The following is a 16414-nucleotide window of genomic DNA, read 5'->3' on the forward strand; positions in this document are numbered from 1 at the left end:
TGCCCGAACCGTCCAGCAGTGTGCGGAGCAGTCGGGCCAGATGTGCAGGGAGTGCCATGACGAGCGACGTTCCCGTCGATCCGACGATCAACGACGCCTTCCGACAGATGTCGGCCCTGATCTATGCCGGCGCCGACGCCGGCTCGATCCACCAGTCGCTCGTCGACTCCGCGCTACGCCTCGTCGAGGGCTGTGACCGGGCTTCGCTCCTCGTGCGCACGCGCGACCGCTACGTCACGGCGGCGAGCACCGACGACATCGCCCGACGCATCGACCAGATCGAGCTCGAGCTCGGGGAGGGTCCGTGTGTCGACGCCATCGTCTCCGAGGCCTACCAGCATGACGCCGACCTCACCGACGCGAAGACCCCGTGGCCGCGCTTCACCGAGCGCATCGTCGCCGAGACGCCGGTTCGGTCGGCCATCGGCTACCGGCTCCTGCTGGAGGGCGACAAGGTCGGTGCCCTCAACCTCTTCTCGGACACCCCCGGCGGGCTCACCTCGAAGTCGGCCGACGTCGGCGCGGTCATCGCCTCGTTCGCCTCGGTCGCGCTCATGGCGATCCGGGCGCGCGAGGAGGCGGCGACCCTCCGGCAGGGGCTGACGAGCAACCGCGAGATCGGCAAGGCCGTCGGTCTGCTCATGGCGGCGCACCACATCAGTGGCCAGGAGGCGTTCGAGCTGCTGCGCAGCACCTCGCAGGAGCTCAACATGAAGCTGGCCCAGGTGGCTTCGCAGGTCATCGAGGGGCAGGAGTCGCAGTTCGGCCATGCCGGCCCGGCCGGCGGTGCCACGGCGGACTCGACGGTCTGACCCGACACGGCGCCCGACGCGCCCGACGCGCCCGACGTGGGCGCGCACGCGGGCACGCACGCGGGCACGCACGCGGGCACGCACGCGGGCACGACCCTGCGCTGGATGACACGTGGTCCCGACGCGCCTCACGGGCGTCGGGACCACGGTCGGAGCGGCGGGGGATCAGGCCGAGGCCATGCCCTCCGCGGACAGCTGGCGGCGCAGCTCGTCGAGCGTGCGCCGGAGCAGACGGCTCACCTGCATCGCGCTGAGCCCCAGGGACTCGGCGATCTCGGCCTGCGTCATGTCGCCGCCGAACCGGAGCTCGACGAGCTTCTGGTCCCGGGCGGGGAGCCGCCCGAGAGCGGTGCGCACGACGATGCCCTCGTCGAGGGCCGGGTCGGACCCCGAGTCGCCGCGGGCGTCGAGCAGGTCGAGGACCGGACGGCCACCGTCCGCGGTCGTCGCGTCGAGGGAGGCGGGGCGCAGGTTGGTCGCCGCGACCTGGGCCTCCTTGACGGCATCGAGCGTGATGTCGAGCTCGTGGGCGAGCTCGCTGGCGTCCGGGTCGTGGCCGAGCCGCTGCTCGAGCCGTGACCTCGTGTCGGTGACGAGCTGGCGTCGCTCCTGCAGCTCGCGCGGCGGGCGGACGAGCCAGCCGTGGTCACGGAAGTGGCGGCGCAGCTCACCGGTGATGGTAGGCGTGGCGTAGGCGCCGAACTCGGTCGGCTTGGACAGGTCGAACCGCTGGAGCGCCTTGAGCAGTGCGAGGAACGCGACCTGCTCGAGATCCTCTCGATCGAGGCCCTTGCCCGAGTAGCGGTGGGCGAGAGAGCGGGCGAGCGGCATGTGCAGCACGGTCACGGTCTCGAGGGCGGTGGCTCGCTCGGACGACGAGTCCGAGGTGCGCAGGGTATTGATGAGCTCTCTGGTTCGCGCATCCTTGCGCGGACCCACGGATGGGTCGGTCATTTCAACTCCGATGGATCGGATCCCCGATGCGGCGCTGGCTTGACCGACTACTAGTGACGCTAGGCCGTTGCCCCTATATACACAAGGTGGACTTCGGCCCCGTCCAGGGGTCCCGAGGTGTATACGCGGGCGCGAGCAGCGACGGCCCCGGCGGTGTTCCCGGTGCGTGGGACCAGCCGGCCCAGGGGCCTCAGTGCGTGACGACGACGAGCGCCTCGAGGACGCGCCGGGCGATGTCCTCGTCACCGGTGACGGTGTAGTGGATCTCGTCGACGCCGCGGCGCCCGGCGGCCCGACGCGTCAGGGCGTCGGTCGTGAGGTGGATCGACGTGACGTCGAGCTGCTCCTCGCCCTCGGGCCGGTCGTTACCGCTGAAAAGTGCTTCCCCGTAAGGGCGCCCGTCGTCACCGGTGATGATGCGCACCCCACCGCGCGCGACGACGGGACCGCTCACGTCGAGCACCACGGCGTGGCCGGCGCCGATGCCGGCGACCCTCGAGGCGATGCGCGGGAGGGCGGCGAGGATGTCGGCGGTGAAGACCGCGGCACTCGCGGAGTCGAGGTTGCCGGGCCGGTCGAGGGCGGCGCGGAGGTCCTGCTCGTGCACCCAGGCGTCGACGATCCGACGGTGCAGGTGGTCGCCGAAGGTCGTCTCGGGCCCGAAGAAACCGCCGATCACGGTGTCGATGTCGGCGTCCGACGCGCGCAGGTCGGCGACACGCTGCGGGTGGAACTCGGCCAGCTCGGCCACGACCTCGCGTCCCGAGAGGCCGCGCCGCGCCTCGACGTCGACCTCGACGAAGCGGGCGAAGTCGCTGTGGACGTGCGGGTAGTCGGGAACCTCGACCTGGGGCCGAGGCATGCCGGCGAAGGACTTCTCGGCCCCGACGACGTGGGCGATCTGGTCCTTGACGGTCCAGCCGGGGCACTCGGTCTGGATCTCGAAGTCCTCGTCTCGGCAGGAGTGCCCGAGGTCGATGATCGACTGCACGGAGTGGTCGAACGCGTCGATCAGTCCGTTGCGGTCGTCTGGGGCGGCCGGGTGCATGGGCATGTCATCAGACTACTTACCCTTGAGGCATGCCAACCCTGCAGCGAGACGGTCTCGCCGGCCCGCGGACAGGCCCCACCTCCCCGGTCCCCGGGCTCGTCCCGCTCGTCCTCGCCGCCGTCGTCGCGGTCGGTCTGCTGGCGAGCGTGGTCGCCGCGCGCTACACCGGCGCGGCCGCCCCGTTGCCCGGCGGCTTGACCGACGCGGGTCCGGTCGTCCGCTGGGCCCTTCCGCTCGTCCGGGTCGTCCACGACGTCGCCGCCTCGCTCACCATCGGCTCGCTGCTCCTCGCCGCCACGATGATCCCCGGCCGCACGCGCGCCGAGAGCGCAGCGCTCGACGAGCCGCGCCGCGCCGCCGCCCTCCGGGTCGCGACCGCCGCGGCGTTCGTCTGGGCGCTCGCGGGGGCCGTCGGCGTCGTCTTCACGTTCGCCGATGCCGCGGGTATGCCGCTGAGTGACCCTCTCTTCGGACGCAACCTCACCGGGTCGGTGTGGTCGATCGAACCGCTCCGGGTCGGGCTCATCAGCGCGGTCGCCGCGTTCGTCGTCGCCTCGGTCGCTGCCGTGGCCCGCTCTCGTGCGGTCGCTCTCGCGCTCACCGTCGTCTCGGCGTTCGGCCTGCTCGTCCTCGGCCTCGCCGGCCACGCGGGCGGGTCGGCCGACCACGAGACCGCCGTCAACGCGATCGCCGCCCACCTGCTCAGTGCCGCCGTCTGGGTCGGCGGACTCCTCGCACTGATCGTGCTCCGTCGTCCCCTGGGTGACGCGCTCGGCGTCGTCGCCCGCCGCTACTCCGCCGTCGCCCTCTGCTGCTACGTCACCCTCGGCGTCTCCGGCGTCATGTCGGCGACGACGCGGCTCGGCTCGTGGTCCGACCTCGCGACGCCCTACGGCGTCCTCGTCCTCGTCAAGGTCCTGGCCTTCGCGGTCCTCGGGGTCGCGGGCGTCTGGCACCGGCGCGTCACGCTCGACCGCATCGACGAGACCGGCACCTCGGGTGCCGGCGCCGCCGGCACCGGCGTCGCTGAGGGTGCCCGGAGGCTGCGGAGCCGGCTCTTCGTGCGCCTCGCCGTCGCCGAGACCCTCGTCATGGCGCTCGCGTTCGGCGTCGCGACCGCGCTCGCGCGGAGCGAGCCCCCGGTGCCGGAGACGGTGGCCGACCCGAGCGCCGCGCTCTCGCTGACCGGCTACCCCGCGCCGCCCGCCCCCACGGCGATGTCGTGGCTCACGGCCTGGCGGGTCGAGTGGCTCTTCCTCGCCACCGGCCTGCTGGCGGTCGGGCTCTACCTGGCCGGTGTCGTGCGCCTGCGCCGTCGTGGCGACGCCTGGCCGGTGATGCGCACCGTCAGCTGGGTCGTGGGCTGGCTGCTCTTCGTCTACGCCACCAACGGCGTGCTCGGCATCTACGGGCGGGTCGCCTTCTCGTGGCACATGACGCTGCACATGATCGAGGCGATGGTCGTCCCGATCTTCCTCGTGCTCGGTGCGCCCGTGACGCTCGCGCTGCGCACCCTCCGGTCACGCCGCGACGGCACGCTCGGCCCGCGCGAGATGCTTCTCGCGCTCATCCACTCGCGGTTCCTCGCCGTCGTCGGCAACCCGGTCTTCGCGGCGGTCTTCTTCTTCATGAGCCTCGTCGTCTTCTACTGGACCGGTCTGTTCCAGCTGGCCCTGCAGACGCACACGGGGCACCTGCTCATGACTGCGCACTTCGTCCTCACGGGCTACCTCTTCGCGTGGGTGCTCGTCGGGGTCGACCCGGGCCCCAAGCGCTGGAGCCCGGCGCTGCGCCTCGTCGTGCTCTTCGCGACGATCTCCTTCCACGCCTTCTTCGGTGTCGCGATGATCAGCGGCACGACGCTCCTCGGCGGCGACTTCTTCCCGACGGTCGCCATCCCGTGGGTCACCGACCCGCTCGCGGACCAGCGCTACGGCGGGGGTGTGGCGTGGGCCATCGGCGAGCTGCCGAGCCTCGTGCTCGCGCTCACCGTCGCCCTGCAGTGGTTCCGCACCGACAGCGCGGAGTCGGTGCGGCAGGACCGCCGGGCCGACCGTGACGGCGACGCCGAGCTCACGGCATACAACGAGCGGCTGGCCGCGCTCGCCCGCCGCGACGAGGGCTCGCGGCGCTGACCGGGCGGTCAGAGCGTCACTACTACGCGATGTAGTATTGGCCTCGAGGAGGCGACATGCCGCAGCGACCGTCCGACCCGAGGTGCCCGATCAGGCTGGGTGAGCCGTGCACCCTCTGCTTCCCGGGGGCGAGCGGACCGCAGGACTGTGGCCTCGTCTACCTCGTCCGGAGCGACCCGGAGCTCCGCGAGGAGCTCGCGGCACGACGCCGCGAGCGCCACGCGGCGCGGCTCAGCGCACCGGCTGCCGCAGCTCCGTGACCCACGCGTCGGCGTCGTCCATCGGCGTCTCGAGGTAGACCTCCCGACAGGGGCCGTATGCCGTGAGCCCCGTCGCGTCGACCTGCGTCGCGAGTGCGAGTCTCGCCTCGATGGCCTGCAGACGACCGCGGTCGGCGGCCTCGGGTCCCGGGGGTGCCCGCGTGACGGAACCGCGGGCCCGGCACCGGCTCGACCGTGTGAGAGTTGGACCATGAAGGTTGCGCTCATCCAGCTGGCCTATGGTGACGACGAGTCGGTCGCCGACCGCACCGCCCGCGTCGTCGATCTCGTGCGGGCCCAGGCCGGTCACGACCTCGTCGTCCTCCCCGAGCTGTGGTCTGCCGGCGGCTTCGACTACACCGCGTGGGACGAGCGGGCCGAGGCCGTCGACGGGCCCGTCGCGCAGGCGCTCGCCGCCGCCGCCCGCGACGCCCGGGTCACGCTGCACGGCGGCTCGATCGTCGAGCGGGCCGAGCCCGCCCAGCCCGGTGGCCGAGGGCTCTGGAACACCAGCCTCGTCTTCTCGCCCCATGGCGAAGTCGTCGCGACGTACCGCAAGATCCACCGCTTCGGCTTCGGCGAGGGCGAGCCGAGCCTCATGGACGCGGGTGAGGACCTCGTCGTCGTCGACGTGCCCGTCGCGGACGGCGGCACGGTGCCGGTCGGGCTCTCGACGTGCTACGACCTGCGCTTCCCCGAGCTCTACCGACACCTCCTCGAGCACGGCGCCGAGGTGTTCGTCATCCCGGCGGCCTGGCCGCGCAAGCGGGTCGCGCACTGGACCCTGCTCGGCCAGGCGCGAGCCGTCGAGGACCAGTGCGTCGTGCTCCAGTGCAACACCGCCGGCACGCACGCCCGCCACGAGATGGGTGGCCACTCGCAGGTCGTCGACGCGACCGGGAAGGTTCTGGCCGCCGCCGGCCTTGACGAGGAGGTGCTGAGCATCGACATCGACACCGCGGCGACGCCGGAGTGGCGCCGCACCTTCCCCGTGCTGGCCGACCGGAGGCTCTCGTGACGCCGGGTGCCGGGGTCGAGACCGCCTCGCTGCGCTCCCGCGTCAAGGTCCGGGCCCCCGAGCTCGTCGGCCGGGGCTGGCTCAACACCGGCGGACGGTCGCTGTCGCTCGCCGACCTGCGCGGTCGCGTCGTCGTCCTCGACTTCTGGACCTTCTGCTGCGTCAACTGCCTCCACGTGCTCGACGAGCTGCGGCCCGTCGAGGCGCAGTTCCCCGATGCGCTGACCATCATCGGCGTCCACTCGCCGAAGTTCGAGCACGAGGCCGAGGCCGACGCGCTGGGTGCCGCCGTCGAGCGGTATGCCGTCCACCACCCCGTGCTCGACGACCCCGAGCTCGTGACGTGGAAGGCGTATGCCGCCCGCGCCTGGCCCACGCTCGTCGTGCTGGACCCGGAGGGCTACGTCGTCGCGTCGATGTCGGGGGAGGGCCACGGCCCGGGTCTCGCCTCCCTCGTCACGGGGCTCGTCGAGGAGCACCGGGCCAAGGGCACCCTCCAGCCGGGCGACGATCCCTACGTCCCGCCGCCCGCCCCCGACACCGCCCTTCGCTTCCCCGGCAAGGCGGTCACCCTGCCGGACGGGTCGTTCGTCGTCAGTGACACGGCCGACCACGAGGTCGTGCACCTCGAGGACGACCTCGAGACCGAGCGGGCCCGGTGGGGAGGCGAGGGCGTGCTCAACGAGCCGCAAGGCGTCGTCCTCGCGACCCCCGACGTGGCCGAGCGGCTCGGCATCGACCTGCTCGTCGCCGACTCGGTCAACCACCAGGTCAAGGGAATCCGCTTCTCCGACGGATCGGTCCACGTCGTCGCCGGCACGGGGTCGCAGCTCCGCGAGCGCACCGGGGGCGGTCCCGCCCTCGAGCAGCCGCTGTCGACGCCGTGGGACCTCGCGTGGCTCGGCGACCGGCTCCTCGTCGCGATGGCGGGCACGCACCAGCTGTGGGCGTGGACGCCGGGCAACACCTTCGAGGACGGGCGTGTCGAGGTCGTGGGCGGCACGTCCAACGAGGGCCTCGTCGACGGACCGGCACCCGAGGCGTGGTTCGCCCAGCCCTCCGGGCTCTCCGCCTCCGCCTCCGGCGACCGCGTCTGGGTCGCCGACTCCGAGACCTCCGCCCTGCGGTCGGTGACGACCACGCCCGAGGGCGACCTCGTCGTCGAGACCCACGTCGGCACAGGCCTGTTCGACTTCGGTCACCGTGACGGCGACGCCGCCGACGCGCTGCTCCAGCACCCGCTCGGTGTCACCGAGCTGCCCGACGGCTCGGTCGCCGTCAGCGACACCTACAACGGTGCCGTCCGACGCTTCGACCCCGTGACGGGCCAGGTGTCGACCCTGGCCCAGGGACTGGCCGAGCCGAGCGACGCCGTCGTCGAGCACGACCCCGAGACCGGCGAGGTGCGCCTCGTCGTCGTCGAGTCCGCTGCCCACCGCCTCACCCGCGTGAGCCTGCCCGAGGCCGCCCAGCGCGTCGACGGCCCCGCCCACCGCACCCAGCGGCCGCCGACTCCGCTGCCCGCCGGTGAGGTCGCCCTCGAGGTGACCTTCGTGCCGCCGACCGGGCAGAAGCTCGACCTGCGCTGGGGCGACCCGACACGCCTCGACGTGTCCGCGACGCCCGACGCGCTCCTCGTCTCCGGGGCCGGGCGGGCCGAGGGCCTGACCCGGACGCTCGTCCTCCGTGACGGCATCGGGTCAGGCACGCTGCACATCTCCGTGCAGGCTGCCGCCTGCGACGGCGACCCCGAGACGGGCGAGGTGCCCGAGCACGCCGCGTGCCACGTCTTCCAGCAGGACTGGGGGATCCCGGTCACCCTCGACCCGACCGCCGATGCCACACTGACTCTCGACCTTCGCGGGGTCCGGGCCGGAAGCTAGCCGGTTCGACCCGTCCGGCAGGTCGGGACGAGACCAGTGGACGACAAGGCGGCACACGTGGCACGACAGGCATCTGGTGGCAGCGGACGCTCCGTCCTCTCGGCGGTGTGCGGGCTGCTGGCCATCGTCCTGCTGCCCGTGTCGCTCGTCGGCTTCTGGGCATCGGTCATGCTGACGCGCACCGATGTCTTCGTGGAGGAGCTGCGGCCGGTCGTCACGAAACCGCTGGTCCAGGAGGCCCTCACCGACGGCGTCGTCGAGGGCGTCCTCGGTGCGGTCCAGCTCCAGCCGGCGATCGAGAAGGCGCTCGAGGCGCCGATCCGGACCCAGGCTGCCGCCCTCGTCGCGAGCCCCCAGGTCACGACGGCCTGGGCCACCGGCATCCGGGCGCTGCACACCCAGTTCATCGCCGTCATGGAGGGCCGGGCCGACACGAAGCTCGACGACCAGGGGCGCGTCTCGGTGCGCCTGACGATCCCCGTCCCCGCCCTGACGTCGACGCTCGAGCAGGCCGGGGTCCCCGACGCCGGGTCGATCGCGCCGGTGGTGACGATCCCCCTCGTCAAGGCCGCCGACCTGCAGAAGGCCCAGACGGCATACCGCATCGCCGGCGCGTGGGGCCCGTGGGGACCGCTCGTCGTGGGCGCCCTGGCGCTGCTGTCGATCGCGCTCGCGCGGCGCTGGCGCACGGCGACCACGCTCGTCGCCATCGGCTGGATCGCCACGGCCCTCGCGCTCGCCCTCGCCGTCATGGTCTCGCGCGAGCCGCTCATGCGCCGCGTCGACCCGGAGGTGGCGCGCACCATCGCCGACGCCGCCTACGGTCTCGCGGCGCGCACCCTCTACTACGAGATCGCGATCGCCGTGGGTGTCGGGGTCGTCATGCTCGTCGTCTCGGCCGTGTCCCTCGCGTTCGGGCGGCGGCGCTCCGGCTGACCGCGGCCCGTCGATGCCGGGATCGTGACGGTTTGCCGACCGGCGGGTATGTGGCACGCAGGTACGCGTCCAGGGCGTACCCCAGCCAAGGAGACCTCATGGGTATCGGACTCGGGATCTTCCTGCTCGTCGTCGGCGCGATCTTCAGCTTCACGAACATCGACTCCAGCGTCCTCAACCTGAGCAGCAGCACGGGCAACACGATCGGGATCATCCTCATGGTGGCCGGCGCGCTCGCGATCATCCTCGCGCTCGTCCTCAACGCCCAGCGCGCGCGCACCCAGCACACGGTCGTCACGGAGCGTCGGGGCGCTCCCGACGTCGTCGAGCGCCGGGTCGACGGCGACGAGGTCGTCGAGCGCCGCGTCGAGCACCGCGACGGCACCATCTAGAACCGTCGAGGGCCACGAATCCGGCCCTCGACCGTCGAAAGGCCACGAACCGGAGCCCGGTTCGTGGCCTTTCGACGGTGGGTGAGTCGGGGAGGGGGCTGAGCCGCGGACGGTGGCCTGAGCAGAAGAACTCACCTGCGCGGGGCGCCGTCCGTGCTTCGATGAGACGTGAGCCGGACCCACCCCGACGCGTCGCCCCGCACGGCCTCCGAGATCGACGCCGCGACCCCCGCCGACCGGGACCGCTGGGTCGACACCCTCCGTGCCGGGTCTCTCCTCGTCGTGGTCCTCGGGCACTGGCTCATGGTCTCGATCACGCCCGACGGGCAGATCACGAACGCGCTCGCGGTCGTGCCGGCCCTCCAGCCACTGACCTGGCTGCTCCAGGTCATGCCGCTCTTCTTCCTCGTCGGGGGCGTCGCCCACGCCCACACGCTCGAGTCGCTCGAGCGCAGCCGGCCCGAGCCCCGCGGACGGTATGCCGCGTTCTTCCGGGCGCGGGCGACGCGCCTGCTGCGCCCCACCCTCGCCTTCCTCGCCGTCTGGGTCGTACTCGGCGTCGTCGCCGACCTCTCGGGCCTGACGTCGCGTCCCGGCGACGCGGGGAGGCTCGCGCGCGACGCCCTCGTCACGGTGCCGCAGCTGCTGTGGTTCGTCGGGATCTACCTCGGGGCCTGTGCCTTCGCCCGCTCGTGCGTGACCTCCACCGGCGCTGGGGCCTCGTCGTCGTCGTGGTGCTCGTGGTGCTGGCCTGCGTCGTCGACGTCGTGCCTTTCGGCGGCGGGCCCGAGCTCGTCGGCAACCTCAACTTCGCCCTCGTCTGGCTGGCCCTGCACCAGCTCGGGTTCGCTTGGCGTGACGGCCGGCTCACGACCGCTCGCGGGTGGGCGATGGCCCTCCTCGGTTTCGGCGATGGGTCTCGCCGTCGCGTTCGGGCCCTACCCGACGTCGATGGTGGGCCTGCCCGGAGAGGCCGTCTCCAACATGGCGCCCCCCACGGCGGCCCTGCTCGCCCAGGGCATCGGCATCTGCGGTCTCGCCGTCGTCCTGCGGCCGGTCATGGCGCGCGTGCTCGCCCGGCCCCGTGTCTGGCGCTCGGTCGTCCTGGGCGGACCCTTCGCGATGACCGCCTTCCTCTGGCACCTCACGGCGCTCATGACGATCCTCCTCGCGTTGCGCGCACTCGGCGTCGTCCAGCCGTCCGTCGCGTCGTGGCAGTGGTGGCTGACCCGGCCGCTCCTCTTCACCGTGCTCGCGGTCGTGACCGGCCTGCTCGTGGCCGTCTTCGTCCGCTTCGATCGCGGGCCTCGCACGGCGGCTGACGCGGCGGCGGAACCGCGGGGCTGGGTCGACCCCGTGGCGGCCGTGTCGGCGGGCGTGCTCTTCTTCGGCATCCTCATCGTCTCGATCGTCGGCGTCGACGTGCTCGGCAACCGGCCGGTCTTCTTCCTCGTCGGCGACGTCACGCCGATCGTCGGATTCGCCGTCCTCGGGGCCGGGCTGCTCCTGCTGCGCACGACCCGCCCCCGCGCACCCCGCACCTGACGCGCGCTCCGCCTGTCGAGTGAGCGCCCCGTCCCCGTCGAGTGAGCGCTCCGTCCCAAGGAAACTCGATGGCAGCGCCCACGCGCGGACCCCTACCGTCGTGCCATGGAGACGAGGCTCATCGACGTGCACGACGACGCCGTCTGCGCCCGCGCGTACGACGTCATCATCGCCAGCAAGGGCCACGAGCGCCCGTGGAACGAGCCGCCCTCCCTCGCGGAGACGCTCGTCGAGTGGCGTCACGTCGACGAGGCCGAACGCATGGAGATGTGGGCTGCCCACGACGGTGACGAGCTCGTCGGCGTCGCGACGCTCTGGCTGCCGCTGTCGGACAACACGACGATGACGTGGACCGACGTCCAGGTGGACCCGGCCCACCGCAGGCGCGGCGCCGGCACCGCCCTCGTCGAGCGCCTCCTCGAGCGGGTCCGTGAGGAGGGTCGCGTCACGATGGTCGTCGACTTCCTCGTGCCCCCGGACTCGGAGGGACACGGCTACCGCCGCTTCGCCGAGCGGCACGGCTTCCACCTCAGCAACACCGAGATCATGCGCCACCTCCAGCTGCCCGTCGACGAGGACCTCCTCACGCGGCACGCCGAGCACGCCCGACCGCGCTGGGAGGGTGTCTACCGCCTCGAGACCCATGTCGGCGGCGTGCCCGAGCACCTGCAGGAGTCGCTCTGCGCCGTCATGAACCAGCTCGCCGTCGACGCGCCCACGGGCGACATCGAGTTCGAGGAGGAGTCCCTCACGCCGGCGCGCTACCGGGAGTACCTCGACGTCGCGAGTGCCCAAGGGCGCGTACGCCTGACGACCGTCGCGGTCCACCAGGACAGTGGCGACGTCGTGGCCTACACCGACTTCATGCTGCCCTCGGGTGCCCCTGGGATCGCTTGGCAGTGGGGGACGCTCGTGCACCGCGACCACCGGGGACGTCGGCTCGGGATGGCCCTCAAGGTCGAGAACCTCCGGCGCCTGCAGGTGGACCACCCCGAGCGGCAGCGGGTCGTCACCGGCAACGACGACACTAACTCGTGGATGGTCTCGATCAACGAGGACCTCGGCTTCCGCATCGTCGAGCTGTGCCCTGCCTACCAGCGGTCGCTCGCCTGACCTCGCCCGTCCCCCTCGGTCCTCGCGACCGAGTCGGCTCGCGTTCCACTCACGGCCGCGCCACCGCGCGCCCGTCACGGCACCCCGTGACCGGGGCGGACGGCATACGCACGCCGTCGTGAGACGACGAGGCGCCCGCTCCCCGGGTGGGGAGGGGCGCCTCGAGGTGAAGTGTGGTGCGCGTCAGAACGCGGACTCGGGGACGTCCATGAGGTCGTTGTCGGTGGCCTCGGCGATGGCGCGCTCGGCGGCGAGCTTCGGCAGGACGTTCTTGGCGTAGAAGGACGCTGCGGCGACCTTGCCGCGGTAGAAGTCGGCGTCCTTGCCCGTGGCGCCGCCGTCGATCGCCTTCTGGGCGACCTCGGCCTGGCGGAGCAGCAGCCAGCCGACGACGAGGTCACCGGCCGCGAGGAGCAGGCGGGTCGTGTTCTGGCCGACCTTGTAGAGGTTGGCCGTGTCGCCACCCATCCGCGGGTCGCTCTTCATGGCGTCGCCGATCATGTGGCCGACGATGCCCTGGACGTCCTCGAGGGCCCGGCCGAGCAGCTCGCGCTCGGTGTCGAGCGAGCCACCGAGGTCCTTGGCGAACTCCTGGATCTGTCCGGCGACGTGCTGCAGGGCCTGGCCCTTGTCGCGGACGATCTTGCGCAAGAAGAAGTCGAGTCCCTGGATGGCGGTCGTGCCCTCGTAGAGCGTGTCGATCTTCGCGTCGCGGACGTACTGCTCGATCGGGTAGTCCTGCAGGAAGCCCGAGCCGCCGTAGGTCTGGAGCGACTCGGTGCCGAGCAGGACCCAGGCGCGCTCGGAGCCGAGGCCCTTGACGAGGGGCAGCATGAGGTCGCTGATCCGGTTGGCGACCTCGGCCGCCGAGCCCTTCTCGAGCGGCACCGTCGGGTTGCCGCCCTGCGCCTGGTTGACGGCGTCCTGCTGGCTCGCGGTGTAGATGACGAGGGCGCGCAGACCCTCGGCATACGCCTTCTGGAGCATGAGCGAGCGGCGGACGTCGGGGTGGTGCGTGATGGTGACGCGGGGCGCCGCCTTGTCGGTCATCTGCGTCAGGTCGGCGCCCTGGACGCGCTCCTTGGCGTACTCGAGGGCGTTGAGGTAGCCGGTCGAGAGCGTGGCGATCGCCTTGGTGCCGACGAACATCCGGGCGTTCTCGATGACCTTGAACATCTGGGCGATGCCGTCGTGCACGTCGCCGAGCAGGGTGCCGACGGCCGGCTCGTGCTCGCCGAAGGTGACCTCGCACGTGGTGCTGACCTTGAGGCCCATCTTGTGCTCGACGTTGGTGACGTGGGCGCCGTTGCGCTCGCCGAGCTCGCCGGTCTCGAGGTCGACCTGGAACTTCGGCACGATGAAGAGGGAGAGGCCCTTCGTGCCGGGGCCCGCGCCCTCGGGGCGGGCCAGGACGAAGTGGACGACGTTGTCGACCATGTCGGACTCGGCCGAGGTGATGAAGCGCTTGACGCCGGTGATGTGCCACGTGCCGTCGGGCTGCTGGACGGCCTTGGTGCGGCCCGCGCCGACGTCGGAGCCGGCGTCGGGCTCGGTGAGCACCATGGTCGTGTGCCAGGCCTGGTCGACGATGTGCTTGGCCAGCTTCTTCTGGTCGTCGGTGCCGAGGTGCCAGAGGAGGTTGGCGAAGGAGTAGCTCGCCGTGAACATGTGGATCGCGGGGTTGGCGCCGCAGACCATCTCGGCGACCGACCAGCGCAGCGAGGCCGGCACGACCATGCCACCGAGCTCGGCGGGGACATCGAGATTGCCCCAGTCGCCGTCGACGTAGGCCTTGAACGACTTCTTGAAGGAGTCGGGCATCGTCACCGACTGGCTGACCGGGTCGTAGACGGGCGGGTTGCGGTCGCTGTCGAGCAGGCTGTCGGCCAGCTCGTGCTCGGCGAGGCGTGAGACCTCGCGGAGGATGTCCTTGGCCGCGTCGACGTCGACGTCGGCGTAGATGCCGGTGGCGAGGACGTCCTGACGGTTGAAGACCTCGAAGAGATTGAACTCGAGGTCACGCACATTGCTCTTGTAGTGGCCCATCCGGGGACCCTCCACGTTCTGTCGCTCGTCGTGCGTCCGCGCTGTCGTCGGCGGGCGCGCCAAGTTACTGGCCGGTCACTTCCATGATGCTACTGACCGGTAACGATCGCAAGGGGGAGAGGTCACGGTTCCGCCACGAGCGGCCTCCGAGGGCGTATGCCGCCCGGCCGGCTCGTCGCCGTCATCGCCGGCGCGACCGCACGCCGCCTCGACCGGGTGCTCGACGGCGTCGACGAGGACGCGGTCCAGCACGCACTGGCCCGGGCGACCGGCAACTACCGGCGCGGCAACGAGCGGTGACGGTGGGGGAGCGCCCGCGACCCGTCTCGCGAGGCCCGGCCGGACGGCATGCGTGCTCGGACGGCATACGCGCCCGGACAGCAGAAGGGCCCGGTCACGGAGACCGGGCCCTTCCCATCTGGAGCAGGCGGCACGAATTGCACGTACGTCTTCCTTCTGGAAGAAGGCTGTTCTGCTACTGAACTACGCCTGCGAGGCGTCGCCAACCGTAGCAACAGTCGGGCCGCGACGTCCAAACGGCGCGCTCGGGCGCGCCGGCGGACCACGCGCTCGGGTCCGGGCCGACTAGCTCGAGGTCAGCCGAGGGTCACGAGCCGTCGCGCAGGCGGCGGGCGAAGGCCGACGACCGCGCCCGCAGATCCTCTACACGTCGCTCGACGAGGGCGAGCGGGTCGAGGCCGCCCTCCATGCCGTTCGGCGGGCGTCGGACGTGCGTCGAGCAGCTGAAGTCGGCGTGCACGAGGGTGCCGAGGCTGTTGCCCTCGCGGCCGGATGCCCCGGCCCGCCGGGCCACGAAGAGGGCCACCTCGCTCGTCGCGAAGGCGTCCTCGCACCAGGCGCACATCGCGCTCGCCTTGCGCGTGCGCTCGGCGGTCCGGAGGAGGAAGCCGACGGGTTCGTCGTTGACCGGGACGACGGCGTAGGCCCGTTGCGGGTTGCTGCGGTCAACCCAGCCGAGGTAGTCGAGCGTCTCCCAGCGCGGGCCGAGGTCGAGGTCGGCGGGGAGGGTGGCCTGCTTGGCCTCACGCCGGGAGGCGTTGACGAAGGAGGCGCGAATCTCGTTGTCCGTCAATGGTTTCACGGTCTGTTCCTGTCAGTCGGGCAGGACCGGGGTGCCCGGTCAGCCGGGGTGGGGGAGGTGGAGCGGGACCGTGACCGCTGAGCAGGCCATGACGGCCACCCACCTCTCCGCGGGCCTCCCCGCTGACGACTGACGTGCCCCGACGGAGCAGCGTCCATGGTGCGTCACGACGTCCACGGTGGTCCACTGGTTTACCGAGCACCGCAGCGCCGGACTGCGTATGCCGTGGGCTGCCGAGAGCGTCCTCCACGCCACGGCGCCGGATGGAATGTCTGCTTCCACCGCATTTGACTTGTCAACTATTGCCACAATCTGTTCGTCTAGGACCCTTTTCGTGACCTGTCTGTCACCGTCGATGGATGCTCATCGCCCGGGGTCTCCCCCGAGCGGCCCACCGCACGCCGAGTCCTGTCCACCGGTGGGGCAGCAACGCAATAACGGACAGGAGTGGGGGACCCACTTTCGGGCCGGCCAACCGGTCCTTGGGGTGAAGCCGCATCTGCGGCCGGGCATCTTCCGCCCGAACCCGACAGCTCACCTCACAGGCGTGGGAAGGAATCCACCATGCCCACTTCTACCCTTGCACGCCGAATTCCCTTGCAGTCCTTGGCTATCACGCCACTTCTCGCAGCCGCCCTCCTCGTCGGGACGGGTAGCGCGCCGACATCGTCGGTGACGCACCAGGCTGCCTCTCGAGCGGGAACCGCTCCGGTCACGATCAAGGCCAGACCGGTCGCCTACGTCTCGGCCGCCACGCGCGCTGCGCGCGGCAGGACCGCCGTCAGGGTCGCTGCCGCACAGCAGGGCGATCCCTACCGCTACGGGGCTGCTGGCCCGTCGGCGTTCGACTGCTCCGGCCTCGTCTACTACACCTACCGCACCCGTCTCGGCGTCGGCGTCCCGCGCACCGCCAACGCCCAACGACTCGCCAGCGTCCGCATCAGCAAGGCGAACGTCCAGCAGGGCGACCTCATCTTCTTCATGTCCGGAGGCCGCGCGTACCACGTCGGCATCTACGCCGGCTACGGCAAGGTCTGGCACGCACCCAGACCCGGCCAGCGCGTCCAGCTCTCGAGGATCTGGACGACGAGCTGGGTCGCAGGCCGCATGCCCTGACCCGGATCGGTCCCGGGGGTCCGTGTCGACCCTCGGGGCCGTGTCACCGGA

At 71.7% G+C, this 16414-nt stretch carries 14 protein-coding genes, 1 tRNA gene, 1 pseudogene and 1 riboswitch; of the genes and pseudogenes, 11 read left to right on the plus strand and 5 right to left on the minus strand.

Features of this window, described 5'->3' with window-relative positions:
• Positions 1–56: 56 nt before the first annotated feature.
• The gene (locus AB4Z14_RS18020; RefSeq protein WP_442276408.1) at positions 57–812 is read left to right on the plus strand and encodes an ANTAR domain-containing protein; all 756 of its coding nucleotides are present in this window, start codon (positions 57–59) and stop codon (positions 810–812) included.
• A 165-nt stretch (positions 813–977) separates the two neighbouring features.
• Here AB4Z14_RS18020 and AB4Z14_RS18025 read toward each other — a convergent pair whose 3' ends face one another.
• Together AB4Z14_RS18025 and AB4Z14_RS18030 are read right to left on the minus strand one after the other, a co-directional pair.
• Positions 978–1766: a sigma-70 family RNA polymerase sigma factor gene (locus AB4Z14_RS18025; RefSeq protein ID WP_442276409.1), complete on the minus strand. Its 789-nt coding sequence runs from the start codon at positions 1764–1766 to the stop codon at positions 978–980.
• A gap of 190 nt (positions 1767–1956) precedes the next feature.
• On the minus strand, positions 1957–2820 hold the full coding sequence (locus tag AB4Z14_RS18030; protein ID WP_235508686.1) for a maleylpyruvate isomerase family mycothiol-dependent enzyme: 864 nt from the start codon (positions 2818–2820) through the stop codon (positions 1957–1959).
• 443 nt (positions 2821–3263) lie between these two features.
• On the opposite strand from AB4Z14_RS18030, the pseudogene AB4Z14_RS18035 reads away from it, so the two are divergent.
• The 8 genes and pseudogenes from AB4Z14_RS18035 to AB4Z14_RS18070 all read left to right on the plus strand — a co-directional run.
• Positions 3264–4769: pseudogene (locus AB4Z14_RS18035) on the plus strand (cytochrome c oxidase assembly protein); the annotation flags it as partial.
• 239 nt (positions 4770–5008) lie between these two features.
• Positions 5009–5212 carry a DUF6767 domain-containing protein gene (locus tag AB4Z14_RS18040; protein WP_442276410.1) on the plus strand — a complete coding sequence of 68 codons (204 nt, stop codon included), beginning with the start codon at positions 5009–5011 and terminating at the stop codon, positions 5210–5212.
• 211 nt (positions 5213–5423) lie between these two features.
• Positions 5424–6230 carry a carbon-nitrogen family hydrolase gene (locus AB4Z14_RS18045; RefSeq protein WP_442276411.1) on the plus strand — a complete coding sequence of 269 codons (807 nt, stop codon included), beginning with the start codon at positions 5424–5426 and terminating at the stop codon, positions 6228–6230.
• Positions 6227–8113: an NHL domain-containing thioredoxin family protein gene (locus AB4Z14_RS18050; RefSeq protein ID WP_442276412.1), complete on the plus strand. Its 1887-nt coding sequence runs from the start codon at positions 6227–6229 to the stop codon at positions 8111–8113. The genes AB4Z14_RS18045 and AB4Z14_RS18050 overlap by 4 nt, the downstream gene beginning before the upstream one ends.
• A 57-nt stretch (positions 8114–8170) precedes the next feature.
• Positions 8171–9049, plus strand: coding sequence for a hypothetical protein (locus AB4Z14_RS18055; RefSeq protein WP_442276413.1), 879 nt, complete (start codon positions 8171–8173; stop codon positions 9047–9049).
• Between the two features lie 98 nt (positions 9050–9147).
• Positions 9148–9441 (plus strand): DUF6458 family protein, encoded by a 294-nt coding sequence (locus AB4Z14_RS18060; protein WP_056774322.1) that lies wholly within the window; start codon positions 9148–9150, stop codon positions 9439–9441.
• Between the two features lie 168 nt (positions 9442–9609).
• Positions 9610–10986 (plus strand): acyltransferase family protein, encoded by a 1377-nt coding sequence (locus AB4Z14_RS18065; protein ID WP_442276414.1) that lies wholly within the window; start codon positions 9610–9612, stop codon positions 10984–10986.
• Between the two features lie 105 nt (positions 10987–11091).
• Positions 11092–12099, plus strand: a complete 1008-nt coding sequence (locus AB4Z14_RS18070; RefSeq protein WP_442276415.1) for a GNAT family N-acetyltransferase — start codon at positions 11092–11094, stop codon at positions 12097–12099.
• A gap of 183 nt (positions 12100–12282) precedes the next feature.
• Here the strand turns inward: AB4Z14_RS18070 and AB4Z14_RS18075 are convergent, their stop codons facing one another.
• A complete protein-coding gene (locus AB4Z14_RS18075; RefSeq protein WP_442276416.1) occupies positions 12283–14145 on the minus strand; it encodes an acyl-CoA dehydrogenase in 1863 nt (620 codons plus the stop codon).
• Positions 14146–14301: 156 nt separating this feature from the next.
• On the opposite strand from AB4Z14_RS18075, the gene AB4Z14_RS18080 reads away from it, so the two are divergent.
• Positions 14302–14445 carry a hypothetical protein gene (locus tag AB4Z14_RS18080; protein ID WP_442276417.1) on the plus strand — a complete coding sequence of 48 codons (144 nt, stop codon included), beginning with the start codon at positions 14302–14304 and terminating at the stop codon, positions 14443–14445.
• 119 nt (positions 14446–14564) lie between these two features.
• Here the strand turns inward: AB4Z14_RS18080 and AB4Z14_RS18085 are convergent.
• Positions 14565–14638 (minus strand) — tRNA-Gly (locus tag AB4Z14_RS18085).
• A 114-nt stretch (positions 14639–14752) separates the two neighbouring features.
• Entirely contained in the window at positions 14753–15247 is a 495-nt protein-coding gene (locus AB4Z14_RS18090) for an FBP domain-containing protein (protein ID WP_442276418.1), read from the minus strand.
• Positions 15248–15667: 420 nt separating this feature from the next.
• Positions 15668–15810: riboswitch (cyclic di-AMP (ydaO/yuaA leader) on the plus strand.
• Positions 15811–15853: 43 nt separating this feature from the next.
• Here AB4Z14_RS18090 and AB4Z14_RS18095 point away from each other — a divergent pair.
• Entirely contained in the window at positions 15854–16363 is a 510-nt protein-coding gene (locus AB4Z14_RS18095; RefSeq protein ID WP_442276419.1) for a C40 family peptidase, read from the plus strand.
• Positions 16364–16414: the final 51 nt, after the last annotated feature.

The organism is Terrabacter sp. 2TAF16 (genome assembly GCF_052115065.1).
In the GTDB taxonomy this organism is placed as follows: Bacteria; Actinomycetota; Actinomycetes; order Actinomycetales; family Dermatophilaceae; genus Terrabacter.